This window comes from uncultured Psychroserpens sp. (assembly GCF_947501425.1).
GTDB lineage: Bacteria > Bacteroidota > Bacteroidia > Flavobacteriales > Flavobacteriaceae > Psychroserpens.
This window is the reverse complement of sequence record NZ_CANMVN010000006.1, coordinates 67,109-90,886: the sequence shown is the minus strand read 5'-3', so window position 1 is coordinate 90,886 and position 23,778 is coordinate 67,109. Positions and strand designations below refer to the sequence as shown.

22 protein-coding genes are annotated in these 23,778 nt (G+C 35.1%); 7 read left to right on the top strand and 15 right to left on the bottom strand.

Going from position 1 to position 23,778, the window contains the following annotated elements:
* Positions 1-111: 111 nt before the first annotated feature.
* The gene (locus Q0951_RS10380) at positions 112-8,271 is read right to left on the bottom strand and encodes an HYR domain-containing protein (protein WP_299336619.1); all 8,160 of its coding nucleotides are present in this window, start codon (positions 8,269-8,271) and stop codon (positions 112-114) included.
* A 380-nt stretch (positions 8,272-8,651) separates the two neighbouring features.
* Here Q0951_RS10380 and Q0951_RS10375 point away from each other — a divergent pair, with 380 nt between their 5' ends.
* Both Q0951_RS10375 and Q0951_RS10370 read left to right on the top strand, forming a co-directional pair.
* Complete coding sequence (locus tag Q0951_RS10375; RefSeq protein WP_299336617.1) at positions 8,652-8,945, top strand: DUF3817 domain-containing protein; 294 nt, start codon at positions 8,652-8,654, stop codon at positions 8,943-8,945.
* A complete protein-coding gene (locus tag Q0951_RS10370; protein ID WP_299336615.1) occupies positions 8,942-10,180 on the top strand; it encodes a mechanosensitive ion channel domain-containing protein in 1,239 nt (412 codons plus the stop codon). The genes Q0951_RS10375 and Q0951_RS10370 overlap by 4 nt, the downstream gene beginning before the upstream one ends.
* Here Q0951_RS10370 and Q0951_RS10365 read toward each other — a convergent pair whose 3' ends face one another.
* Positions 10,181-10,570, bottom strand: coding sequence for a hotdog domain-containing protein (locus tag Q0951_RS10365; RefSeq protein ID WP_299336613.1), 390 nt, complete (start codon positions 10,568-10,570; stop codon positions 10,181-10,183).
* 132 nt (positions 10,571-10,702) lie between these two features.
* Between Q0951_RS10365 and Q0951_RS10360 the strand changes: the two genes are divergently transcribed.
* A complete protein-coding gene (locus Q0951_RS10360; RefSeq protein WP_299336612.1) occupies positions 10,703-11,317 on the top strand; it encodes an intradiol ring-cleavage dioxygenase in 615 nt (204 codons plus the stop codon).
* On the opposite strand, the gene Q0951_RS10355 is transcribed toward Q0951_RS10360, so the two are convergent.
* A complete protein-coding gene (locus Q0951_RS10355) occupies positions 11,314-12,198 on the bottom strand; it encodes a DUF72 domain-containing protein (RefSeq protein ID WP_299336610.1) in 885 nt (294 codons plus the stop codon). The genes Q0951_RS10360 and Q0951_RS10355 overlap by 4 nt on opposite strands.
* Positions 12,199-12,370: 172 nt before the next feature.
* Between Q0951_RS10355 and Q0951_RS10350 the strand changes: the two genes are divergently transcribed.
* Complete coding sequence (locus Q0951_RS10350) at positions 12,371-12,784, top strand: glyoxalase (RefSeq protein WP_299336608.1); 414 nt, start codon at positions 12,371-12,373, stop codon at positions 12,782-12,784.
* Between the two features lie 3 nt (positions 12,785-12,787).
* On the opposite strand, the gene Q0951_RS10345 is transcribed toward Q0951_RS10350, so the two are convergent.
* The 8 genes from Q0951_RS10345 to corA all read right to left on the bottom strand — a co-directional run bounded on the left by Q0951_RS10345 (position 12,788) and on the right by corA (position 17,626).
* The gene (locus tag Q0951_RS10345; protein ID WP_299336606.1) at positions 12,788-13,468 is read right to left on the bottom strand and encodes a DUF2461 domain-containing protein; all 681 of its coding nucleotides are present in this window, start codon (positions 13,466-13,468) and stop codon (positions 12,788-12,790) included.
* Positions 13,469-13,548: 80 nt separating this feature from the next.
* Positions 13,549-14,094, bottom strand: a complete 546-nt coding sequence (locus Q0951_RS10340; protein WP_299336604.1) for a hypothetical protein — start codon at positions 14,092-14,094, stop codon at positions 13,549-13,551.
* Between the two features lie 54 nt (positions 14,095-14,148).
* Complete coding sequence (locus tag Q0951_RS10335; RefSeq protein ID WP_299336603.1) at positions 14,149-14,364, bottom strand: hypothetical protein; 216 nt, start codon at positions 14,362-14,364, stop codon at positions 14,149-14,151.
* Between the two features lie 8 nt (positions 14,365-14,372).
* Positions 14,373-14,543 (bottom strand): hypothetical protein, encoded by a 171-nt coding sequence (locus Q0951_RS10330; protein WP_299336601.1) that lies wholly within the window; start codon positions 14,541-14,543, stop codon positions 14,373-14,375.
* Between the two features lie 43 nt (positions 14,544-14,586).
* The gene (locus Q0951_RS10325) at positions 14,587-14,748 is read right to left on the bottom strand and encodes a DUF1328 domain-containing protein (protein WP_299336599.1); all 162 of its coding nucleotides are present in this window, start codon (positions 14,746-14,748) and stop codon (positions 14,587-14,589) included.
* A 118-nt stretch (positions 14,749-14,866) separates the two neighbouring features.
* Complete coding sequence (locus Q0951_RS10320) at positions 14,867-15,769, bottom strand: mechanosensitive ion channel family protein (protein ID WP_299336597.1); 903 nt, start codon at positions 15,767-15,769, stop codon at positions 14,867-14,869.
* A 162-nt stretch (positions 15,770-15,931) separates the two neighbouring features.
* Positions 15,932-16,435 carry a DNA starvation/stationary phase protection protein gene (locus Q0951_RS10315; protein WP_299336595.1) on the bottom strand — a complete coding sequence of 168 codons (504 nt, stop codon included), beginning with the start codon at positions 16,433-16,435 and terminating at the stop codon, positions 15,932-15,934.
* 120 nt (positions 16,436-16,555) lie between these two features.
* Complete coding sequence (gene corA / locus Q0951_RS10310) at positions 16,556-17,626, bottom strand: magnesium/cobalt transporter CorA (protein ID WP_299336593.1); 1,071 nt, start codon at positions 17,624-17,626, stop codon at positions 16,556-16,558.
* Positions 17,627-17,793: 167 nt separating this feature from the next.
* Here corA and Q0951_RS10305 point away from each other — a divergent pair, with 167 nt between their 5' ends.
* From Q0951_RS10305 to Q0951_RS10295, 3 genes are all read left to right on the top strand, one after another.
* Complete coding sequence (locus Q0951_RS10305; RefSeq protein WP_367179755.1) at positions 17,794-18,048, top strand: hypothetical protein; 255 nt, start codon at positions 17,794-17,796, stop codon at positions 18,046-18,048.
* Between the two features lie 133 nt (positions 18,049-18,181).
* The gene (locus Q0951_RS10300) at positions 18,182-18,619 is read left to right on the top strand and encodes a hypothetical protein (RefSeq protein ID WP_299336591.1); all 438 of its coding nucleotides are present in this window, start codon (positions 18,182-18,184) and stop codon (positions 18,617-18,619) included.
* Between the two features lie 108 nt (positions 18,620-18,727).
* Positions 18,728-20,455 (top strand): sodium:solute symporter family protein, encoded by a 1,728-nt coding sequence (locus Q0951_RS10295; protein ID WP_299336589.1) that lies wholly within the window; start codon positions 18,728-18,730, stop codon positions 20,453-20,455.
* Here the strand turns inward: Q0951_RS10295 and Q0951_RS10290 are convergent.
* Genes Q0951_RS10290 through pfkA form a run of 4 tightly spaced genes read right to left on the bottom strand, consistent with a single transcriptional unit; the run spans position 20,452 to position 23,757 of the window.
* Positions 20,452-20,814 carry a methylglyoxal synthase gene (locus Q0951_RS10290; protein WP_299336587.1) on the bottom strand — a complete coding sequence of 121 codons (363 nt, stop codon included), beginning with the start codon at positions 20,812-20,814 and terminating at the stop codon, positions 20,452-20,454. The genes Q0951_RS10295 and Q0951_RS10290 overlap by 4 nt on opposite strands.
* Entirely contained in the window at positions 20,814-21,677 is an 864-nt protein-coding gene (locus Q0951_RS10285) for an N-acetylglucosamine kinase (RefSeq protein ID WP_299336585.1), read from the bottom strand. Before Q0951_RS10285 ends, Q0951_RS10290 begins: the two co-directional genes overlap by 1 nt.
* 57 nt (positions 21,678-21,734) lie before the next feature.
* Positions 21,735-22,727, bottom strand: coding sequence for a type I glyceraldehyde-3-phosphate dehydrogenase (gap, locus tag Q0951_RS10280; protein WP_299336583.1), 993 nt, complete (start codon positions 22,725-22,727; stop codon positions 21,735-21,737).
* 43 nt (positions 22,728-22,770) lie between these two features.
* Entirely contained in the window at positions 22,771-23,757 is a 987-nt protein-coding gene (gene pfkA / locus Q0951_RS10275) for a 6-phosphofructokinase (protein WP_299336580.1), read from the bottom strand.
* Between the last annotated feature and the right edge of the window lie 21 nt (positions 23,758-23,778).

Below are 23,778 nucleotides of genomic sequence, written 5' to 3'. Positions count from 1 at the left end.
TTAATCCAGGAAAAGACTGTTGTTAACGACAGTCTTTTTTTATGTAATCGTGCTATTAATTAAAAAAGGCAGTTCATAATGAACTGCCTTTGTCTTTATTACAAATTAAATTTATTTACCACGTTTCACCACAAACTGTTTGCTAATGGTTTCTCCGTTGATATTTATAATGAGGTTATAAAGTCCGTCAGAGAGACGCGTTACGTCTATTTTGACCTCATTGTGACCTTCATTAATCTCCCATGTATTTTGGATAGACACCTCACCTCTCATGCTCGCAATAGAATAGCTTGCTTGAGTAGCTCTCGGACTCTCAAGTGCTACATTTAGAATGTCGACTGTTGGTACAGGATAAAGTTTGACTTTGTCTTCATCAATACTTAACTCGATATCCTCCTCGGCAATGTCTCTATTTAAACAAGATGGAGGGCCATCAGGAATTGGAGTTGAACTACATCCTGAAGCTGGATACCAATCGACAAAGAATGATGATTCAACATTTCTTAATGCAATAAATAATCCGCGCATTGTTGTTCTATTAAAGAATCCAGCACGTTTTACTTTAATACTACGCTTAGAATAAATGTTAGCATCTACGTCAGCACTTCTATCGATATGAACATCTTTTTCTACATAGAATATAGCGCCATTACCATTACGATCTATCGTATTATAACTACCAACTCGCATGTGTTCATCAATCATTACTGCTGATGACTGGTTAAATATGATTGTTACATTAGGATCTGTTTTGAACTTGTCAATGTAAACCTCTGGAGAATCAATAATCAACGTTCCTCCATAACGAACATATACATCATCATAAACCTCTTCATCTAGCACTACAGTTTGATAAGGTTGAACAACAATATCATCACCACAATGTGGATTCGCAGTGTTATTATAGAAAGTTGGTAGCGTTACATCAGAGTCACTATAAATTGGTTCCTCTATATAACTGAACCAATCTGTATAGATATAATCTGATTTTACAAATCCGAATACCTGACTAAACGCTCTTACTTGAGCCATACGACGATTATCAGTAACTCCTACACCACCAACAACTCGACTACCAAATAGTCTCACACCTCGTTTTCCAATCATTGTATAACCACTTAGAACATCTTCAGGATTAGTATTAGAGGTATAAGATGCTGTAGCCTGACAACCTGTTGCACTGCTTACCGTTACTGTATATGTTGCATTATTAGCAATAATAATTGAATCATCAGTGCTTCCTGTAGACCATACAATTGATAATGGTTGTGTAAAGTCTGATGCATTCGCAATATCAACACTTAACTCACCTAAACCTTGACAGAATCCTTCTAAAGGTGTTTCTGTAATGCTTATCATTGGTATTGCTGAAATGATCACGTCAAAACTACACATCGTACTATTTCCTGCACTATCCGTTGCAGTGTATATGACTTTTGTTGTTCCCACTCCGAATACATCGCCTGGTTCATGGGTACTCGTTAATGTCACATCACAGTTATCAGTGGCAGTTGGTACTGTCCAACTTACCGCCTGCTCTCCACAAAGAGAAATATCTGAAGGGCAATCAGTAATAACAGGATCAATTGTATCTTCAACAATCACTGTTTGTGTTTGAGTTGAAACATTTCCATTGCCATCATCAAACGTCCAAGTAATTGAGTATGTTCCCTGATCTGTATAACTCAAAGGATCAGACGTTGTTCCTATCACAGAACCTTTACAATTATCGGTTGCTGTTGGTGTTTCTGAAACAGTTACTTCACATTCTCCTGTTAGCGTATCAAGATTAGCATTATCAGGAATTGGTGCTTCAGTATCTTCAATAATTACATTTTGAGTGACATTATAACTATTTCCATTGCCATCATCAAAGCTCCATGTAATCAAATAGTTACCTTGTGTTGTATAAACTAATGGATCAGATGTGGTTCCTGTTACAGTTCCTAAACAATTATCTGTGGTTGTAGGTGCTGTAACCTCTGCATCGCATTGTCCGATAACATCTGCTAACACAACCGCTTCTGGTGCTGTTGTATCATTAATAATGACCGTTTGTGTTTGAGACACGGTATTGCCATTACCATCATCATAATTCCATGTTATGGTATATGTACCTTGATCTGAATAGGATAACGCATCAGTTGTAGTGGCCTGAATAGATCCTAAACAATCGTCTGTAGCTGTTGGTATTGTAGTAACGTCTAAATTACATTCAGCTGTCAATGTTGGCAAATTAGTGACATCTGGAATAGGATTACTTGTATCATCAACAATAACAGTCTGTTGCACTACGATACTGTTTCCGTTACCATCATCAAAGGTCCAATTAACGATATAAGTCCCTTGATCTGTATAATTTGTTGGATCTGTTGTAGTTCCCGAAATAACACCAGCACAATTGTCGGTTGTAGTTGGTGTTGGAATAGCTGCAAAACACTGATCTACAAAATCATTCAGTATTGGTGAGTCAGGTGCTGTTGTATCATCAATAATCACATTCTGTAACTGTTGAGATGTGTTTCCTGCGCCATCATCAAATATCCAAGTAATTACATAAGAACCTTGCTGTGTATATGTCGTTGGATCAGTTGTATATCCTACAATGGTTCCTTTACAGTTATCTGGTGCTGTTGGAGGTGTTACCGAAGCTTCACACTCTGCTATGATATCTGGTAAACTAGCTCCAGGTACAGGCGCTTCAGTATCTTCAACAGTTACTGTGAAATTACATATAGCTGTGTTTCCTGAGGCATCTGTAATTTGAAACTTGTTTGTTGTTTCTCCAATAGGATACTGTGCGCCTGAAGGTAAACCGTCTAATTGAACAATGGTTGCTCCCGGACAATTATCACTACTAGTAATGGTGTAAGTTACAGTCGCATAACAAGATCCTACGTCATTTCCTGTAAGAATATCAGACGGACAAGCAATTACTGGAGCTTGTGTATCATTTACTGTGACGTTAAAACTACAAGTATTAGTATTGCCAGCTGCATCTGTTACTGTATACGTGTTAATTGTAGTTCCAACTGGGAATAACGAACCTGAAGCAAACCCTGAAGTTTGATTGATGGTTGCTCCCGGACAATTATCAGCAAAATTAACCGTATAGTTCACTGTAGCGCCACATAACCCTGAATCGTTATCGACTACGATATCTGACGGACATGCAATTGTTGGTGCTTCCGAATCGTTGACAACCACATTAAATGAACAACTTGTTACATTTCCAGAAGCATCTTCAATTTCAAAACTATTGGTTGTGATTCCTATTGGGAAATTTTCTCCAGAGGCTAAACCAGCAATTTGAGTAATGGTAGAGCCTGGACAATTATCTGAGCCTGTTATGCTATAATTTACTACAGCACTACAAGATCCAGCATCGTTAGCGACAGTAATATCTGAAGGACAATTAATCATTGGTGCTTCAGCATCATTAACAATGACATCAAAACTACAGGTCTCTGAATTTCCTGCAGCATCAGTAATTACAAATGTGTTCGTGGTGACACCGATTGGGAACGCTGATCCTGGAGCTAAACCTGAAGTTTGCGTCACAATCGCTCCAGAACAATTATCTCCTGAAGTAATCGTATAGTTAACTACAGATGAACATGCTCCTAAATCATTAGTTTTTACAATATTACCTGGACAACTAATTGTTGGTGCTTCAGTGTCATTAACTGTTACTGAAAATACACATGATACACTATTTCCTGAAGCATCTACAAGATCATAAGACATTGTTGTTGTTCCTATTGGGAAAAACTCACCTGAAGCTAATCCAGAAGTCATTGTTAAAGTTTCATTCGGACAATTATCAGTTCCTGTCACATTATAAACCACTGTAGCTCCACATTGACCTAATTCATTATCCATGACGATATCTGAAGGACAATCAATAACAGGAGCTTCATTATCTACTACTGTCACATTAAAACTACATAATACTGAATTTCCTGAGGCATCTGTAATTGTAAATGAATTGGTTGTCGTTCCTATTGGGAACACATCACCAGAGGCTAAACCTGAAGTTTGAGTCATTGAAGCATCCGGACAGTTATCAAATGTAGGAATTGAGTATGCTACAACAGCACCACATTCGCCAGCATCATTATCAACTGTAATATCTGCTGGACATGTAATCGTTGGTACTTCATTATCAATAACCGTTACCGTAAAACTACACTCAACGCTATTTCCGAAGCTATCAGTAACTTCAAATGTATTTGTTGTAGTTCCTATTGGGAATAAAGATCCAGATTCTAATCCTGCTGTTTGTGTTGTTGCAACTCCAACACAGTTATCTGTACCTACTGGTGCAACAAAACTAACTAGAGCTCCACATTCACCTGCATCATTATTAACCACAATATTTGACGGACAAGAGATCTCAGGTAAGATATTGTCTTCAACAGTCACTGTAGCTGTACAAGAACTTGTATTTCCATTAGTATCAGTTACAGTTAATACAACTGATGTATTAAAAGTTAATCCTGAACTCGCACTGAAACCTCCAGCTGGAAATGGTGTAGTTGCTGTATTATTATCTGTTTCTCCATCTAATGCGTTAGTACCACTAAATGACCAGTTGCTCAATACAAATGTATCACCATCAGGTCCAGTATTACTTAAACGGTATGCCCAACCATCTAAGTATTCCCATGGTTGACCTGTTCCATCAACACCAACTTCTCCAAAAGCATCGATCACTGTTCCATTTTGGAATAATTCTAAAGCATCATCTCCGTTGACTCCTATAGCTCCTGAGGTATAATCAGGTGAGAATCCGAAGAAATTGATAAAACCTGCCGATTCTGAAGCAACATAAATATACGTACCCGCTGAAGCTGAAACTGACGGGAATGTAAAATCTGCTCCATTTGAATTTCCGCCATTGAATGCTGTTCCAATTCCAAAATCTGAAAGATCTGAAATATCTGCTAGTACATACAATTCAACTGCCTTAGGCACACCACCACTAAGCGGTCCATCGATAACACCAGAGATAACCAATTTTGGAACATCATTACAATCAAATGTTGTTTTATCAACAGATACAGATTGAATTCCGCAGTTATCAGTACTACCATTATTTATATCTGCTGCTGTCCAGGTTGCGATTCCGTTAGCATCAAGGCTAACAGTAATATCCTGACAAACCACTATAGGATCCGTAATATCATTGATTACTACATTTTGAGTTTGTGTAGATGTATTTCCATTTTCGTCTTCATAAGTCCACGTCACTACAGTTGTTCCTTGTGTTGTAATTGGCAACACAGCATCATTAGTGACCGTCACTGCTCCTCCACAATTATCAGTAGCTGTTGGTGCTGTTAAAGCAGACACTTCACATTCGTCAGTTATATCTGCAAGCGAAGCTACATCTGGTGTTGGCGCTAATGCATCAGTCACAGTTACTGTAGCAGTACATGTTGATTGATTTCCATTAGCATCCGTTACTGTTAAGGTAACTTCTACTCCTCCTCCATTAGCAAATGATTGTCCGTTATTAATTGCTCCAGCTGTATTGTTTGCAGTCGTCTCCCAACTAAAATCACTGCCAGAAACCCCAGAACCTACTTTATGAATTGATGAACCAACTGGTGTAGAACTGGTCTGAACTACTCCAACATCAGTTGATGTGATTCCACTAGCAACACCATTAGTTGCTGTAAATGAGCCTTCATAGCTTAAAAACTCAATCACAGTTGAACCATCAACTAATGCAAATCCGTCAGGAGCCCCATTTTGAATTCCACTGCCAGGCTGATCCACTCTATAAAAATTATAACCAGAATCTGTAGACAATAGTGTTAAACTACCTGTTCCGTAACTAGTTCCGTTACTTCCATTATAAAATACGATTTGATAAGCTGACGCATCAAAGTTTGCAACAACTTCCACAAACTCATTAACATCTGTACTTGAATTATCGTAATGAAATTCATTGATCCAAACTTCATTTGAAGTTGCACCTCCTCCACTAGACACATCAGCACAGCTGAATGTATCCTGACTTAATGCTAAAGTTACTGGTCCGCAATTATCAAAAGACCCATTATCTATTTGATCTGATGTAATCGTTGCCGTTCCAGAAGCATCTAATTCAACGGTAAGATCTTGACAAACTGCTGTAGGCGCTTCGGTATCTTCAATAATCACATTTTGAGTTTGAGTTGTTACATTTCCGTAGTCATCTTCATAGGTCCATGTCACTACAGTTGTTCCTTCTGTTGTAATTGGTAATACAGCATCATTAGTTACTGTTACCGTTTCACCACAATTATCTGTTGCTGTTGGTTCAGTTAAGCTTGTCACTTCACACTGTCCGTTGACATCTGCCAAATTAGCCACGTCTGGTGTTGGGCCTAAAAGGTCAACAACCGTTATTGTAGCCGTACATGTAGATTGATTTCCACTAGCATCTGTTACTGTTAAGGTAACTTCTACTCCTCCTCCATTAGCAAATGATTGTCCGTTATTAATTGCTCCAGCGGTATTGTTTGCAGTCGTCTCCCAACTAAAATCACTGCCAGACACCCCAGAACCTACTTTATGAATTGATGAACCAACTGGTGTAGAACTGGTCTGAACTACTCCAACATCAGTTGATGTGATTCCATTGGCAACACCATTAGTTGCTGTAAATGAACCTTCATAACTTAGAAACTCAATCACTGTTGAACCATCAACTAATGCAAATCCGTCAGGAGCCCCATTTTGAATTCCACTGCCAGGCTGATCCACTCTATAAAAATTATAACCAGAATCTGTAGACAATAGTGTTAAACTACCTGTTCCGTAACTAGTTCCGTTACTTCCATTATAAAATACGATTTGATAAGCTGACGCATCAAAGTTTGCAACAACTTCCACAAACTCATTAACATCTGTACTTGAATTATCGTAATGAAATTCATTGATCCAAACTTCATTTGAAGTTGCACCTCCTCCACTAGACACATCAGCACAACTGAATGTATCCTGACTTAATGCTAGAGTTACTGATCCGCAATTATCTGAAGACCCATTATCTATTTGAGCTGCCGTAATCGTTGCAGTTCCAGAAGCATCTAATTCTACAGTAAGATCCTGACAAACTGCTGTAGGTGCTTCGGTATCGACTAGATCACTATCGGCTGCATCAATATCGCCATCACAATCATTATCTAAACCATCACAAATTTCAACGGCATTAGGATTAATTGCAGCATTGTCATCAGCACAATCACCTCCAATGGCAATGTAACCTGCAGGTTGATCGCAATCATCAATAGTATCGTTATCATCTCCAAATCCGTCGCCATCATTATCAGCATACCAAGTTGTTGGCGTGTTAATAGTAAGTTCACCATTATTATTACCTGTACCATTCCAGAACCCATTATTGGTAGCACCATAGACGTAATCACATCCATCAAGAGCATATCGGAACGCATAGAATAGTGTACCACTAGCCATAGGTGTTACTGTAAATTGATACTCATCATTATTTTGATTGAAATCATATCCAGGGTTTGGAATGGCATTAGACCAGTTAGCCTCAGCCCATGTACTTGGATCTGTATTATCCAAGTTAGTTCCAAATTGTACTGTAATTCCAAGTGCTGCACCTGAATTAGTATCTGTTAACCCAGCTTCAAATACTTGTCCGAAGACCGTTAACGACTCTCCTAAACATATGGTATCTGAAAAAGGAAACTGAATGTTTGCAAAATCTACTGTCGCATTAAAATCGAATGTTGCACTGTAGTTGGCTCCATTGTTTGATGCGAAATGCGTACCACCACCATTTGCGGTATAAGTAGCTGTTGAATATATTTCAATAGTATAGGTTCCAGATTCGGAAAGTGATGCTAACAGATCAATATTAGCACCTAAATTATCCCATTTTTGATCTGCACCTCCACAACCATTGTTAAAGCCTGAATTAAATCCGAAGCCTATTTGATTGAATGCTCCTGGTGTATTACCATTTTTGTAGACACGATAAAATAGATCGTTAGCTGTAATGTCGTCTCCAGAACATTTGAAGACATTGTTCTCTCCACCATTGAGAATTAAATTATCATTACAATTGAATGATCCGATGGATTGATTGAATTGAAAATTGTCTGGATTTGGTGTGTTTGCCTGTAAATCATAAAACTGGTTATCGACAACAACAAATGTTGAATTGATACCAGAATTTTGAGCAATAATAGAAAAACTACAGAATAATAAACAGACAAGAGTCGTTAGAAAAAAGTAAGGTTTTTTCATTTGTGTTGGTTATTTAGTTAACTAATTAGTTCGAATGACCAAACATATCAGGCCGCAAACAACCATGTAAAGTACTCTTAAAGCGTGTACTTTACGATTCATGCATTTCTGTTTATTGTAAATTTTGGGAAATCAACGGAACAATTCTGTCGATTAATAGCATTTTAAATTTAAAAATAAATCTTAACAGAATTATTTTTTGTTAATAACTAGACGTATTTAGCTATCATTTTCGATGAGTTGCAAAAAAAAACGTTGAACTAATAAATTTATAACACCTACTACAACGATGTAGTGAATTATCTAATAGTTAAAAAGTAAATAAATATTGAGGCTATTAATCTTACTTAAGGTAATTTTGTATTAAATATTACAACGCAATGTTATCACTATTAAATAGCTTTAGGATTGTAGCACTTTTAGAAGGTGTCTCTTATATTCTTTTATTATTTTTTGCATCACCTTATAAGTACTTCACCGAAGACCCAACCTATGTGAAATTATTAGGAATGCCTCACGGACTCCTGTTTATACTATATTTGGTTTTGGCATATATGGTTAGTAAAGAGTTGAAATGGAATAGAAAAACACTGGCTATTGTTTTAATAGCTTCAGTTATACCTTTTGGCACGTTTTACATTGAGCGAAAATATTTAAAGAATAAGATCTCATGATGGATTTTAGACATATACTTTACGATTATCTCATTTCTGCAGGTTTAAGTGATACATCTGCTAAGTATTTAAATATGATCGGACTAACAATTATTTTATTAATTGTTGTATTCATTATAGACTATATCATTAGAAAAATTTTAGTCAATGCATTTAATGTATTTGCAATCAGATCAAAATCAAATTTTGATGACATTCTTGTACAAAATAAAGTCCCTAGAAATATAGCTCACATAATCCCGCTACTCATTCTAATAGAATTTGTGCCGATGATCTTTTATGACTTCAGTTATTTTGAAAACATTTTAGAAAAAGGACTTCAGGTGTTTGGGATTATCCTAACATTATGGGTTGTACGTAGTCTTTTAAATACTATTAAAGATTATCTCAAAACCTTACCTCGTTTTAAAGACAAGCCTATTGACAGTTACATTCAGGTGTTTATGATCTTTGCTTGGGTTATTGGTTTATTCTCGGCATTTGCAATCATAAGTGGCATATCGTTCTGGAAATTTGTAACCACTTTAGGAGCTGCTTCCGCAGTCATCATTTTAGTATTTAAAGATACTATTTTAGGATTTGTGGCCAGTATTCAGGTATCCATCAATGATATGGTACGGATTGGTGATTGGATCTCTTTTGAAAAGTATGGTGCTGATGGAGACGTGATAGAAATTACTCTAGCTACCGTAAAAGTTCAGAATTTTGATAAGACCATTACCACCATTCCTACTTATGCGCTCATTTCAGATTCGTTTAAAAACTGGAGAGGCATGCAATCTTCTGGTGGTCGCCGAATTAAACGATCTATCATTTTAAAAGCACAAAGCATCAAATACTTGACTAATGAGGATATTGATAAATTAAAACGTATTCAATTGATCAGTACATATCTTGAAACTCGACAGCAGGAAATCAATAACTTCAATAATGAAAAGCAGGCAGACAAATCGGTTTTGATTAATGGAAGAAATATGACCAATTTAGGTGTGTTTAGAAAATACATGCAAACCTATGTTGAAAAACACTCTGCAGTAAATAAAGAAATGACAATTATGGTGCGTCAATTAGCACCTTCAGCGCAAGGATTACCTTTAGAAATCTACTGTTTTAGTACTGATAAACGCTGGGAGAATTATGAATATATCATGGCTGATATATTTGATCATGCATTAGCTGCAGTTGGTTATTTTGATTTAGAATTATATGAGCTGAATGCTGTAATTTCAGAATAATTAATCGTCTAATCTATCTTTTACAAATTCTATTTCTGTCTTACCATGAGGCTTAGGTTTGCCATCTTTTCCAAGGTTGACCATAATAATATGATCTACTGTAAGAATGGTTTCTCTGGTCATTTTATTTCTGGCCTCACACTTCAATGTTAATGAGGATTTACCAAATTTGATGACTTCAATACCGATCTCAACAATATCACCTTGTTTTGCTGAAGACATGAAATTGATTTCAGATATATATTTTGTAACGACCCTAGAATTTTCAAGCTGTATAATAGTATACAATGCAGCTTCTTCATCTATCCATGATAAAAGTTTACCTCCAAAAAGTGTTTGATTAGGATTAAGGTCTTCGGGTTTTACCCATTTACGTGTGTGGAATCTCATCGTTTTTTATGTAAAGATTAGCATTAATTCGTAAAACATACAAATCTATTGTTAATCTTTTTCTAAACTTTTCTTAATCCGTCTGTAAACTATCGTCTGATTGGTACATTTAATAGACTAAATCAATGCATTATGAAATATCTTATTACTCTGGTGATGAGCACAACATTATTAGTGTCATCCTGTGCGCAATCGCAAAGCAAATTAGTAGGAGGACCATGTGAAGGCTGTGAGGCTGTAAATAATTATGGCGATAGGTTATTAAAAGCAACAGACACGATTGTTGGCTTTAACAAACGACCTGATAAAATCTGGATTAGTGGCACAGTTTACAAAAATGATGCAAAAACACCTGCGGAAAATGTAATACTCTATATCTATCATACTGATCACACTGGTCGCTATCCCAATAGACCATCTTCAAAAGGTTGGGAAAAACGACATGGTTATTTAAGAACATGGTTAAAAACAGACGCTAAAGGCCACTATGAATTTTACACCACCAGACCAGCATCTTACCCAAACTCTACGATTCCTCAGCATATTCATATCACAGTTAAAGAACCTGAGGTCAATGCATATTACATAGAAGATTTTTATTTTGCAGACGACCCAAACATTACACCAAATATTTTAAACAGAGCTAAGCCAAGAGGAGGTTCTGGAGTTATTCACCTTAAAAAAAATGGTGATTTTAAAATAGCACGACGAGATATTATTTTGGGTTTAAATATTCCTAATTATTAAAATAAGGTGTTATTATCCTCATTAGGAATCTTTAGATCGTAGCCCAATTCGTCATTGAGCTTTTTGATAAAGTAAGCAGATAACAAAGGAGATTCTTTTTCTATATTTTGATGAATAAAAAAATCGATCTCTTTTATACCTTGCGTTTTCCATTCTTTTAGTCTCACTACCCAATCATCTAAACGTGTATAATCGCTTTCATGATTAGCACCAACATAACGAACAAAAGCAGTTGGATTTGTAAGTCTCATATGCATTAGGTCTCTCCTACCTGCAGTATCTACTATAACATTAGAAATATTATGTTGCTCGAGCAAGTCGTATAATTGATTAGCAACAGCTTCATCGTTGTACCAATTTGTATGTCTGAACTCTATAGCCAAAGCAATTTCTTTGGGCCAATGTTCGACAAAATGTACAACTCTATCAAAATCTTTAGGAGCAAAGTTTGAATGCATTTGTAAAAAGATTGTTCCGAGTTTTTCTTTAAGATGAATCGCATTATCGAGATAATTATCAACCACAGCTTTCACATCGTTAAGTCGCTTCCAATGACTAATTTCCTGGTTGAGCTTTGGAAAAAATTTAAAACCTTCTGGAGTTTTATCATACCAGGTTGAAAATTGTTCCGCAGGAAAAATTCTATAAAATGTGGCATTGAGTTCTATAGAGTTGAATTGTCTGGAATAGTAAGTCAATTCATCTTTTGTACCTCTGGGATAAAACCCTTTTAGGTCTGCTTTATTCCACTTTGCACATCCAACATAGATTTCAGGAACATTATCATCTTTGACCTTAGTTAAGACTCTAGCAGTATCTATATGGTCTTGTGGCAAACTTAAATCTAAATCTTGTGGATTATCGACGCTTCCAAATTTCATAATCTTGTTTTTATCAAAGGTAAATGTTTATGGTTTCAAATAAAAAATAGTATTTCAAAAGATTAAGAAAATAGATTGCTATGATTGATTTGTTAATAACGTCGTTGACAACATATAATGATGGCTCAGTTTCACCTGCTGTTTATTTCTATTTTTAATAAAATTTAAAGCCATGAATGATCGATCTACAAACCTAAAGTCCATACGTCCTACGATTGCAAGTGCACAAGTAAATGATGATATGAGTGCTGATGAATGCTTTCAAAATGCAACATTACGTCCTATTATAAAAATGCAAAACCATCTATTAACGTTGGTATTTAGAAATTATATTGCTAAACGCAAGAATGTATTTTATGACCTGTCGTTACAAAAACAAATGGCCTATATTGAAAACGCCATTCATAAGGATATGAAGTTTAGAAATTCGGTTAAAGGAATGATTATCGGACAATTTACTATTGAAGAATATCAGCTGTATATTCAAAACTCGTCTGCGCTTAATAAACGGATGATGAATATTGTTAAAGAACGCTTAGTAAGTAATATTCAGCTATTCCAATTACCTGTTGCCAAGGCTGTATAATGCTTAAATTATAGATTCACCATTTAAATTTGTGGTAAGCACATCACTCATATAGTCAAAAAATGGTCGTATCGCTTTAAAAGAGGCATTTACATCATCTAAAAAGCCATCACTTATTACGTCTTTATCTGTATATTTCTTAACAAATATGTATTGTTTTTTTCTAATGAGATCTATAGCAGGATGTTCTTTATCAAAATCTCTAGGTGCAGTTTTTAATTCCTCACCCACAAATTCTCCCCAAACAGATTTAAATGTTTTATCATTGATTATGGCTCTGATCTCCTCATCATCCTGTTCAAATTCTCGTCGTATTCTGAGAAGATCATCTTTATTTGGCTCCCAGAATCCAGTAGCTATAAACGATTCGTTATTAGGTTGAATATGCACATAATAGCCACCTCTTAGCTCAGGTTTTTTTCTACTGAAAGATCCGCCAAAATGAGTTTTATAAGGCAACTTATTCTTCGAAAATCGGACGTCTCTATAAATTCTAAACAGTTTAAACCTATCTATGATATCGTGCTTATTTAACTGGTCAAAAATATACTGATAGGCTTCCTTTGCTTTAGATTCGTTGTCTTTGAACTCTTTTTTATGCGCGTTAAACCAATCTCTATCATTGTTCTTTTCTAATTTTTTAAAGAAGTTTAGTATGTCCTTCGTGAATTTTGGAGTTGCCATTGATGTGTGTTTTCAGCCTAAAAATACAAAAAAAAGTCCCGAGAGTACTCGAGACTTTTTTTATCTTAACCTTAAATGATTTAGAATTCTGAACTGACTTCAAAAGCTTCAACAATCATCATTCCTGTGTCTTTATTATAGTATTCCACTATAAAGTTTCCTTTTTTATCGAAATATCCAACACCAGAATTTGTATTTAGATCTAACAAATAATATTGTTTGTTAGTGGATTGAATGGCTAAACCGAAAGGTTTTTCATTTTCCTCAAATATTATAAAGCCTTTATCATTGGATTTAAAAGCAAATCTGTTATCACTTTTATTGTAATACATCATAGTATCCTTTGAATCATAAAATGGATCTCTATCATTATCGATACTAATTTCCTTAGTGACTTTTACTTTAGGAAACACTCTTGGCGCATCAATTGTGCCTTTATAATCAGGATCGGTTTTGACTTCCTGTTCTTTTGTGGTTACTATTTTTACTTTGTTTTCGACGATTTCGCCATCTTTATTGACTTTTACCGTTTTTACTTTGGTTTCTTTTACTCTGTCAACTGGTTTATTTTGAGCATAAGCTCCAGTAATCATTAGTAAAGAAAATACATATATTAAATGTTTCATTTTTGTTCTGTTATTTAATGGTTATCATAATTTTAAAATAATTAGACGATCTAATTATTGGTTATCACCCGACTCTTCTTTGACTTCTTCTATTTCATCTTTTAAGTCTTCTGCAGCATCTTTAACATCATCGGCAGCATCTTCCAGATCTTCTCCAACATCATTAAGTGCAGCTTCAACTTTTTCCTCAGGTGTTTTTTCCTCTCTACAGTTCGTAAATACAATACTTAGTGTAAATACGATTAGGCATATCTTAATTATATTCTTCATGACTTTTTTTATTTACTATCTACTGCATCTTCGATGTCATCTGCTGCATCTTCAACTGCATCTCCAGCATCATCTACAACATCTTCAACTTTTTCTTCAGTAGATTTTTCTTCTCTACAGCTTGTTGTAAGTAAACTGAGACTAAATAATGCGATAAATATGTATGTTAATTTTTTCATGTCTTTAAATGTTTATTGGTTAATAATTTTTTAGTGTCGATATCTATTTCTTTACTAATCCCTTTAATAGTGATAGTACAAATAGTATGATAAAAATGTAGAAGCATATTTTAGCTATTCCTGCTGATGCTCCAGCTATTCCACCAAATCCTAGGATTCCGGCGATTAATGCGATTATTATAAATGTGATTGTCCAACGTAACATGATTTTTATTTTTAAGATTAGTGATTAGAACGACTGACGTTCAGCCTTCTGAATTAGGCATTAGTATCCACCCCTAAGCACTCTTGTACTTAGAATTAGGCAACTAATGGACTTATTTTTAATTGTTTGAAAAGGCTTCCTGTAAGTCTGACGATTTAACATTCAGTTTATTGTCAAACTGAAGTGTACGAATTGGGAATGGAATGTTGATACCTTCATTGTCGTATGCCTTTTTGATTTCTATTATTGCTTTGGTCTTAGCCTTAAGTTTTTCAAGCATGCTTTCCGCATCTATCCAAAATCTACATAGATAATTGATTGAGCTATCTCCAAACTCTGTATAATAGAATTCAACATCATCTGGATTTTCAATCTGATCGAATGTATTGGCAATTGTATCTTTAGTTAGTTGTTCCACAAGTTCTAAATCTGATTCGTAGCCTACACCACATTCGATAAAAACTCTCATTCTGGTTGTCAAAGAATAATTCTTCAATGGGTTCTCCAGTATCATTTTGTTTGGAATAACGACCATATTGTTATCTGCTTCTTTAAGCGTGAAATCTTTAAGATTGATATCGATAATTTCTCCTGAATATCCATTGGTTTCTACCCAATTTCCAATCTGTATTTTTTTTCTGAAAGAAATTACAATACCAGCAATGGTGTTAGATAATGTACCTTGTAAAGCCAGACCAATTACTAATCCTGCAACCCCTGCTCCAGTTAATAATGAGGTTAATGTTTTACTCAGATCTAAGATTCCTAATGCTAGGAATAGTCCTAATAGTACTACAACTACAGCAGAAATTCTTGCAATGATACTACTAATAGATTCTTGTTTAACTCTTTTTGATACAAGTCTATGCGTAAGTTTGTTTACATATTTAGCAATGTAATATGCACTTATTAGTACAATTGCAGCTAGTATTAGGTTTGGTATGTTTTGTATGATGGCATCTAACCAACCTAACAATTTATCTGTTAGATTGCTAAATGCTGTTGTTAATTGCTCCTTCATTTTTATGTCGTTTCTAAATTAATATTTGGTTAGGATATGATATAAAAAACAATATCAAATCAATAGTACAAATTTGACGAAATTGATTTGATATGTTTAGCTCATATAGTTAAGATCTTAGTGCTTTTACGAATTTCACTACAATCTCATGAGACATTAAAATTAAGAGCTCAAGATATTTTGGTTAAGCTTTTCTGACGTTTTTTTTGTCCAAGCGTCTAACATCCAACTAGATTTTTCCAACTCTCTAATGTAGGCACCAATAAGATCTATGGTTCCTTCGTCATTAGCCTTGTCTGCTTTTTCAAGAACAGTACTCATTTGTTGTAATATTATCTTATGGTCATTAATTAACTCAGAGACCATCGCTTTATCTGTTTGTAGTGGTGATACCTCTTTTATTTCTGAAATTTCTAAATAATCAGATAATTTACTCATTGGATGGTATCTTAAGGTCAGAATACGTTCTGCAATCTCATCAATTTTTGTTCTTGCATCGGTGTATAATTCTTCAAACTTATTGTGAAGATCGAAGAAGTTTTCTCCTAGAATATTCCAGTGAAAATTTCTTAATTTTTGGTAATAAATATGGTAATTAGCTAATAGTGCATTTAATTCAACTACTACTGGGATTAACTTTTCATCTTGCATATTCAAATAACTCATTTTTATTTTGTTTTTTAGTGTTAATAATTAATTACACTATTTAAACTATGTGATATTTGAGATTTGTCAAGTGATTTAACAGGGTTTAACCCTTTTAAGATTCTTTTATCTTAAATTATGTTAAAGCCATCGCTTTCTTCTAAAATAAATTAACATTAGAACGAATAACATGAGCATGACTCCCCATAAATAATAATAGCCATTTTCAGCCTCTAACTCTGGTATGTTTTTAAAGTTCATGCCATAAATACCAGCTATAAACGTAAGTGGAATAAATATAGTCGCTATGATGGTAAGAACTTTCATGATTTCATTCATCTTATTACTAATCACTGTCATATGCATGTCCATTAAACTCCAGATCATTTCGCGATACAAATCAACAGATTCACTTACCTGGACAATATGATCATAAAGGTCTCTAATGTAACTGTGTGTTTTTTCTTCAATAAAAGCGCAATCTATTTTTTCCATTCTATTAATCACCTCTCGCAATGGATATATAGAACGTCTTATTTTCAATATTTCCTGTTTCAGATTCTGAATTTGACCAGGTGTAGAATCATCAATATTTTTAGCTTGAAACAAAAGCGATTCTAATTCCTCTACCTTATCACCAAATGCTTCAATAACTGTAAAGTAATTATCAACTACAGCATCAATGATTGAATACATTAAATAATCTGAACCCTGAGTCCTGATACGGCCTTTAGCATTTGATAAACGTTCTCTCAGATCGTTAAAGACATCCCCATCGGCTTCCTGAAAAGTGAGTACGTAGTCTTCTCCAACTATTAAACTAACGTGCTCATAATGTAAGTTGTCATCATTTTTAATAAAAAGCATTTTAAAAACAACAAATAAATAGTTTTCGAATTCTTCAATTTTAGGCCGCTGACTGGTATTAACTATATCTTCTAGGGTTAATGGGTGTAAATCATAATGCAAACCAACGGTTTCAATATCCTTTATATTATTAAGTCCATTGATATTGATCCATGTCACATGATCAGTACCCTTAAAATCAAATGCATCCTCGACACGATTAGAATTAAAAATCTTATAGTGATCTTTGTTGTAGTTTACAATTTCAATATCGGTAACTAAAGTTTGCTTCTTACCTCTGTAAGCCATAGTTCCAGGAGGTAAATTTGAAGCTTTATAAGATTTTTTTTTCTTTTTTACTGCCATAATTAGGGATTAACTCTGATATAATAAATGTATAAAAACTTTTTGTCATAGCAGACATCTATACAGCGATTAGTTTTCGATATGTAAATCACTGGTTTTTAGACCCTAAAACAATTACATTTGAATATTATATAAATCTCTTGCATATTGATTTTATTTTTATTAATATGCAAGACTATTACTACAAATACATATACATGGGAAGACCTCCAACAAGACCGATAAAATTCAGAGACGGATTTTACATCGAAATAAGAAATAAAGGAAAGAACACTGGAATTAAATTGCACAGAGATACCAAAGAGCAAATGATGCGTACAGTAAAAGAATATGAACTTACTAAAGACGTCCTCATTCTTGGTGAATCTAAAAACGGAAAATGGGTAAACAAAACACCTGTTTTGCATGTAGTAGAAGACTAGATATCTTTACTTTTTAAGTGTTAAGAACTCAACTTAGTTTTATGAATAACATAAAATTGAGTTGAGTTTTTTGATTTTATAATGTTAATTTTTATAAATTGTTAGTCAATTAACTAACTAAAATCAATACATTATGACAAATCACTCAAACACAAAACCACCTGTTTGGTTTTGGATTATCTCGGTAATTGCACTTATTTGGAATGCAATGGGAGTTATGCAGTATTTAGCGCAAGCTTACAGTACAGATAGTTTCAAAGAGCAGTACACGGCAGAGCAACTCGAAATGATTTCTAATGCTCCTGCTTGGGCAACTGCAGCCTTTGCGCTTGCAGTTTTTGGAGGACTACTAGGATCATTATTTCTACTTTTAAGAAAGAAAACAGCCTATATCTTCTTTTTAATATCATTGGTTGCTGTTATTGTTCAGTTGTATCACAATTTTGTTGTAGTAGACTCTATGGAAATCATGGGATCCATTGCAGCTGTAATGTCAGGAATTATAGTCGGTGCAGCAATACTATTATTATGGTATTCAAAGTATGCAATTAAAAAAGGATGGATAAAATAACGATCTAACCAACCCATTTTATCCAAAAAGGTATTAGGAAGCATTCTAATACCTTTTTTATTACAATATAAATATTAGATTTGTTACTCTAACTCCTCAATTACAATTATGACAATTTCAACACTTGATTGGATCATCATTATTTTCTTTTTAGTATTATTTGCTGGTATTGGTGTCTATGTATCTAAACAAGCAGGTAAAGATTCTAAAGCATTTTTCCTCTCTGGCCGAAATATGCCTTGGTGGCTATTAGGTGTAAGTATGGTAGCCACTACCTTTGCCGCTGATACTCCAAATTTTGTTGCAGGTGTCATTCGTGAGGATGGTGTCTTCGGAAATTGGATTTGGTGGAGTTTCTTACTCACAGGAATGTTAACCGTATTCTTCTATGCTAAGCTGTGGCGAAAAAGTGGAATTACAACCGATCTGGAATTTTATGAATTGCGATATAGCGGAAAGAGTGCAGCGTTTCTACGTGGATTTAGAGCTATATATCTGGGTGTGTTTTTTAATATTGTCATCATGGCAAATGTCTGTCTTGCTGCTATCAAAATTGGACATGTCATGTTTGGCTTCACTACTTTTCAAACTTTGTTCATTGCCTCTATCGTTACGGTTATTTATTCAACATTAGGTGGATTAAAAGGTGTACTATTAACCGATTTTGTTCAGTTTATTATTGCAATGGTTGGTAGTATTTGGGCAACTGTTCATATAGTAAACATGCCTGAGATTGGAGGGATTTCAAAATTACTCTCTACACCAGAAGTCGCCTCAAAAACCACAATGCTCCCTGATTTTTCAAACCCTGAACTATTAATTCCGCTACTTATTATTCCGTTAGCAGTACAATGGTGGAGTGTTTGGTATCCTGGTGCTGAGCCTGGTGGAGGTGGTTATATTGCGCAACGTATGCTAGCTGCCAAAGATGAAAAGCATGCTACTTGGGCCGTGTTATTCTTCAATTTTGCTCACTATGCCTTACGTCCATGGCCATGGATTATTATTGGTTTAGCGTCAATCATCATATTTCCAAACTTAGATAGCTTACAGGCTGCATTTCCAAATTTAGAAGCCTCTTTTGTAAAGAATGACCTCTCCTATCCTGCCATGCTTACATTTTTGCCTGCTGGTTTATTAGGCATCGTCATTACCTCATTGATTGCTGCCTTTATGAGTACCATCTCAACCCATTTAAATTGGGGAAGCTCTTATGTTGTCAATGATTTCTATGCGCGCTTTATTCGCAAGGAAGCATCAGATAAAGAGCAAGTACTAGTGGGTAGAATTTCAACAGTAGTAATGATGATACTCGCTGCATTATTAGCAACAGTTCTCGAAGAAGCAAGAGACGCCTTTAATTTAATGTTGCAAATTGGTGCTGGTACCGGACTATTGTTTATTCTAAGATGGTTCTGGAGCCGTATTAATCCTTACAGTGAAATAGCAGCAATGGTGATCTCTTTTGGTATAGCCTTATTCTTTTTTATAAACGGAAAAATGGACGTACCAATGATAGAACTTGCAGGCCATTGGCAATTGGTATTTGGTGTTGTAGCCACAACGCTTGGATGGATCATTGTTACCTTACTAACGAAACCAACAGATGAGAATACACTTAACTCTTTTAATAGTCTAATTTTTGGAAACGAGTCTAAATTTAAAGGCTTCGGAATGAAGATTCTTGGATTCTTTTGTGGTGTTATTGGTGTGTATTGCACCTTGTTTGCAATAGGAAACTTTATCTACGGAAAAACCTTGCTAGCGTTTGGCTTAGTTGCTGTAACCGTCCTATGTGGTCTGGTAATCATTAAATCGTTTAAAGCTAATCGCTAAATAGCCTTCATCAATAATTCTGCAGTAGCTGGATTTGTCGCTAAGGGTACATCGTGAACATCACAAAGTCTCAGCAACATCAATACATCTGGTTCATGTGGATGTTTTGCAAGTGGATCTCTAAAAAACAAGACCATATCGCATAGACCTTCAGCAACTCTAGCTGCAATTTGAGCATCACCTCCTAACGGACCAGATAGTAAACTCTGAACCTTAAAACCAGCCTTTATTGCTTTTTCACCAGTAGTTCCTGTGGAAACTAAGGTGATATTCTTTTGATGTAAGATTTGTTTATGCTCATTTAAGAACTGAACCATTTCTGCTTTCTTTCCATCATGAGCAATAATTGCAATTTCCATTATTGTAACGCTTTGATATGATAAGCAACAAGACCATCAATCGGTCGTCGTTCAAAATTACCAACAGTGAATCCCATTTCATCTGCTACCTCATGAATTTCAGCTTTCGCGAAATAAGCAATAGATCCAGCAAAATGAACAGGTACTGTTTTGAGCTCTTCCTCATATTGGAATATCATATTCTCAGCAAATAATCGAATTCCCTTTTTTATCATGTCCACTATATATCTTGAGTCTTTATTCAGAAACATAAACTCAGCAAAATTGGCCAGATAAGCATTAGGATTAGGTTGTTTGTATAAATTGTATTTAATAAAGTCGGCATCTAAGTTATATTTATGCTCAAAAGCCACTTTAATATCTCCAGGCATTTTATTGTAGTAGTAGTCACGTAGTAATGCTTTCCCAAAGTAATTACCAGAAGCATCGTCCATAACAGTATATCCAAGTGATAAAACGCGTTGATGAAGTTTATGACCATCAAAATAACTACAATTGGAACCTGTTCCCATAATACATACTACAGCAGCCTCATCATTGTGGTTTAAAGTTGCCCTAACAGCAGCCATAGTATCTTCCTGCACATCAATCAATGCATTTTTAAAGATAGATTCCAGGACACCTGTGAGGATTAATTTAGGATTAGTTGTACCACAACCAGCGCCATAAAAAAACACGTGAGTCACCTGATCTCTAATTTGCATTAACTCATCGCTCTTTTGTATGATTTTATAAAGCTTCTTTTCCTTTAGTATTGCTGGATTGAGACCTTTTGTACGAATCTTTTCGTAAAGCTGTTCGCCCTCTTTATCTACAACAATCCAGTCGCATTTTGTAGAGCCACCATCAGTGATTAAAATCATGATCTGAATGTAAAAATAAATCCGTAGCTGAAACAGCCACGGATTTAAAAATGAATATTATAATGAATGTATTTTCTGAGCCAGATCGACCAACTTGTTTGAGTAAGCAAATTCGTTGTCATACCAAGACACAAGTTTGAAGAATCTTGGATTTAACTCAATACAAGCTTCTGCATCAAAAATACTAGTACGTGTATCACTAACAAAATCTTGAGATACTACTGCATCTTCAGTATATCCTAGCACACCTTTCATTGAACCTTCAGAAGCTTTTTTGAAAGCAGCTTTAATCTCTTCTAACGAGGTTTCTTCTTTTGTTCTTACCGTTAAATCTACAACAGATACGTCAGCAGTTGGCACTCTAAATGCCATTCCGGTAAGTTTTCCATTTAATTTAGGAATTACTTTTCCAACCGCTTTTGCAGCACCTGTAGTAGAAGGAATTATGTTCATAATTGCAGAACGTCCGAGTCTATAATTTTTACGAGATGGTCCATCAACAGTTAGTTGAGTAGCAGTACTTGCGTGAATGGTAGTCATCAAAGCTTCTTCTAAACCAAAGTTATCATCAACAATTTTAGCAACTGGAGCCAAACAGTTTGTTGTACATGAAGCATTAGATACAATTGTATGATCACCTGTTAATTCGTCATCATTAACTCCCATAACAAACATAGGCGCATCTTTACTTGGCGCTGAAATAGCTACTTTTTTAGCACCTGCTTCAATATGATAATTCGCTGTTTCCAGAGTAGTAAAAATACCTGTGCACTCAGCCACAACATCTACACCTACTTCATCCCATTTTAAGTTTTTTGGATCTCTTTCTGCAGTAACTCTAACAGTTTTACCATCCACAACCAGATGCCCATCTTTAACTTCTACAGTTCCATCAAAGTTTCCGTGTACAGAATCATATTTTAATAAGTATGCTAAGTGTTCTACGTCTAGTAAATCGTTAATTGCAACAACATCTACATCATCACGCTTGACAGTTGCTCTAAAAACGATTCTTCCTATTCTACCAAATCCGTTTATTCCTAATTTCATGTGTTTAAATTTCTTTTGTTAGTATTAATTTTATTTTAATTACCTATATCGTCATGATATCAGATACACGCAATAATTCCATATTTATTTTTGATTTTCCTTTTACAGCAAGTTCAAGAGGTGTTAATTCCATAACGTCATTCTTGAGTCCGACCATACAGTTGGATTGCCCTGTTATTAAGCTCTCCACAGCCTTTACTCCCATTCTACTTGCTAGTACACGATCAAAACAAGAAGGCGATCCTCCGCGTTGCATATGACCTAATACAGATACTCTTACCTCATATTCGGTCATGTGTTCTTCAACATAATCTTTAAGCTCAAAAACATTTTTTCCTATCTTGTCACCTTCAGCAACGATGACAATACTTGAAGACTTACCTGATTGTTTACTTCGTCTTAAAGATTCTAGTAAACGGTCTAAACCAAGATCTTCTTCAGGTATTAATATTTCCTCTGCACCAGCTCCAACTCCTACATTCAACGCTATATGTCCAACATCACGACCCATAACTTCAATAAAGAACAAGCGATTATGAGAACTAGCTGTATCTCTAATTTTATCACAGGCTTCAACAACAGTGTTCAATGCTGTGTCGTAACCTAGTGTATGAGTTGTTCCGAAGATATCATTATCAATAGTTCCAGGTATTCCCATGACTGGCATGTCATATTCCTGACTAAAGATCATTGCTCCTGTGAAACTTCCATCTCCTCCAATAACGACAAAGGCATCGATACCAGCTTTCGTCAATTCTTCATGTGCTTTTTGTCTTCCTTCTTTAGTTCTAAATTCTTTTGATCTGGCAGATTTTAAAACGGTTCCACCTTTGTTGATAATACCTTTAACGCTACGAGCATCCATAGCTTTGAAGTCGCCTTCAATCATACCTTCGTAGCCTCTATAAATACCAACACACTCTATATTATGAAAAGCACAAGCTCTAACAACAGAACGAATTGCAGCATTCATACCTGGAGAATCACCTCCAGAGGTCATAACTCCTATTTTTTTAATCTTATGCAACATGAATTTTACTTTTGATATAGT

Bases quoted from the DNA above. Each gene is read 5' to 3' on its own strand.
- Q0951_RS10380 (WP_299336619.1), bottom strand. From the start codon at position 8,271: ATGAAAAAACCTTACTTTTTTCTAACGACTCTTGTCTGTTTATTATTC.
- Q0951_RS10375 (WP_299336617.1), top strand. From the start codon at position 8,652: ATGTTATCACTATTAAATAGCTTTAGGATTGTAGCACTTTTAGAAGGT.
- Q0951_RS10370 (WP_299336615.1), top strand. From the start codon at position 8,942: ATGATGGATTTTAGACATATACTTTACGATTATCTCATTTCTGCAGGT.
- Q0951_RS10365 (WP_299336613.1), bottom strand. From the start codon at position 10,570: ATGAGATTCCACACACGTAAATGGGTAAAACCCGAAGACCTTAATCCT.
- Q0951_RS10360 (WP_299336612.1), top strand. From the start codon at position 10,703: ATGAAATATCTTATTACTCTGGTGATGAGCACAACATTATTAGTGTCA.
- Q0951_RS10355 (WP_299336610.1), bottom strand. From the start codon at position 12,198: ATGAAATTTGGAAGCGTCGATAATCCACAAGATTTAGATTTAAGTTTG.
- Q0951_RS10350 (WP_299336608.1), top strand. From the start codon at position 12,371: ATGAATGATCGATCTACAAACCTAAAGTCCATACGTCCTACGATTGCA.
- Q0951_RS10345 (WP_299336606.1), bottom strand. From the start codon at position 13,468: ATGGCAACTCCAAAATTCACGAAGGACATACTAAACTTCTTTAAAAAA.
- Q0951_RS10340 (WP_299336604.1), bottom strand. From the start codon at position 14,094: ATGAAACATTTAATATATGTATTTTCTTTACTAATGATTACTGGAGCT.
- Q0951_RS10335 (WP_299336603.1), bottom strand. From the start codon at position 14,364: ATGAAGAATATAATTAAGATATGCCTAATCGTATTTACACTAAGTATT.
- Q0951_RS10330 (WP_299336601.1), bottom strand. From the start codon at position 14,543: ATGAAAAAATTAACATACATATTTATCGCATTATTTAGTCTCAGTTTA.
- Q0951_RS10325 (WP_299336599.1), bottom strand. From the start codon at position 14,748: ATGTTACGTTGGACAATCACATTTATAATAATCGCATTAATCGCCGGA.
- Q0951_RS10320 (WP_299336597.1), bottom strand. From the start codon at position 15,769: ATGAAGGAGCAATTAACAACAGCATTTAGCAATCTAACAGATAAATTG.
- Q0951_RS10315 (WP_299336595.1), bottom strand. From the start codon at position 16,435: ATGAGTTATTTGAATATGCAAGATGAAAAGTTAATCCCAGTAGTAGTT.
- corA (WP_299336593.1), bottom strand. From the start codon at position 17,626: ATGGCAGTAAAAAAGAAAAAAAAATCTTATAAAGCTTCAAATTTACCT.
- Q0951_RS10305 (WP_367179755.1), top strand. From the start codon at position 17,794: ATGCAAGACTATTACTACAAATACATATACATGGGAAGACCTCCAACA.
- Q0951_RS10300 (WP_299336591.1), top strand. From the start codon at position 18,182: ATGACAAATCACTCAAACACAAAACCACCTGTTTGGTTTTGGATTATC.
- Q0951_RS10295 (WP_299336589.1), top strand. From the start codon at position 18,728: ATGACAATTTCAACACTTGATTGGATCATCATTATTTTCTTTTTAGTA.
- Q0951_RS10290 (WP_299336587.1), bottom strand. From the start codon at position 20,814: ATGGAAATTGCAATTATTGCTCATGATGGAAAGAAAGCAGAAATGGTT.
- Q0951_RS10285 (WP_299336585.1), bottom strand. From the start codon at position 21,677: ATGATTTTAATCACTGATGGTGGCTCTACAAAATGCGACTGGATTGTT.
- gap (WP_299336583.1), bottom strand. From the start codon at position 22,727: ATGAAATTAGGAATAAACGGATTTGGTAGAATAGGAAGAATCGTTTTT.
- pfkA (WP_299336580.1), bottom strand. From the start codon at position 23,757: ATGTTGCATAAGATTAAAAAAATAGGAGTTATGACCTCTGGAGGTGAT.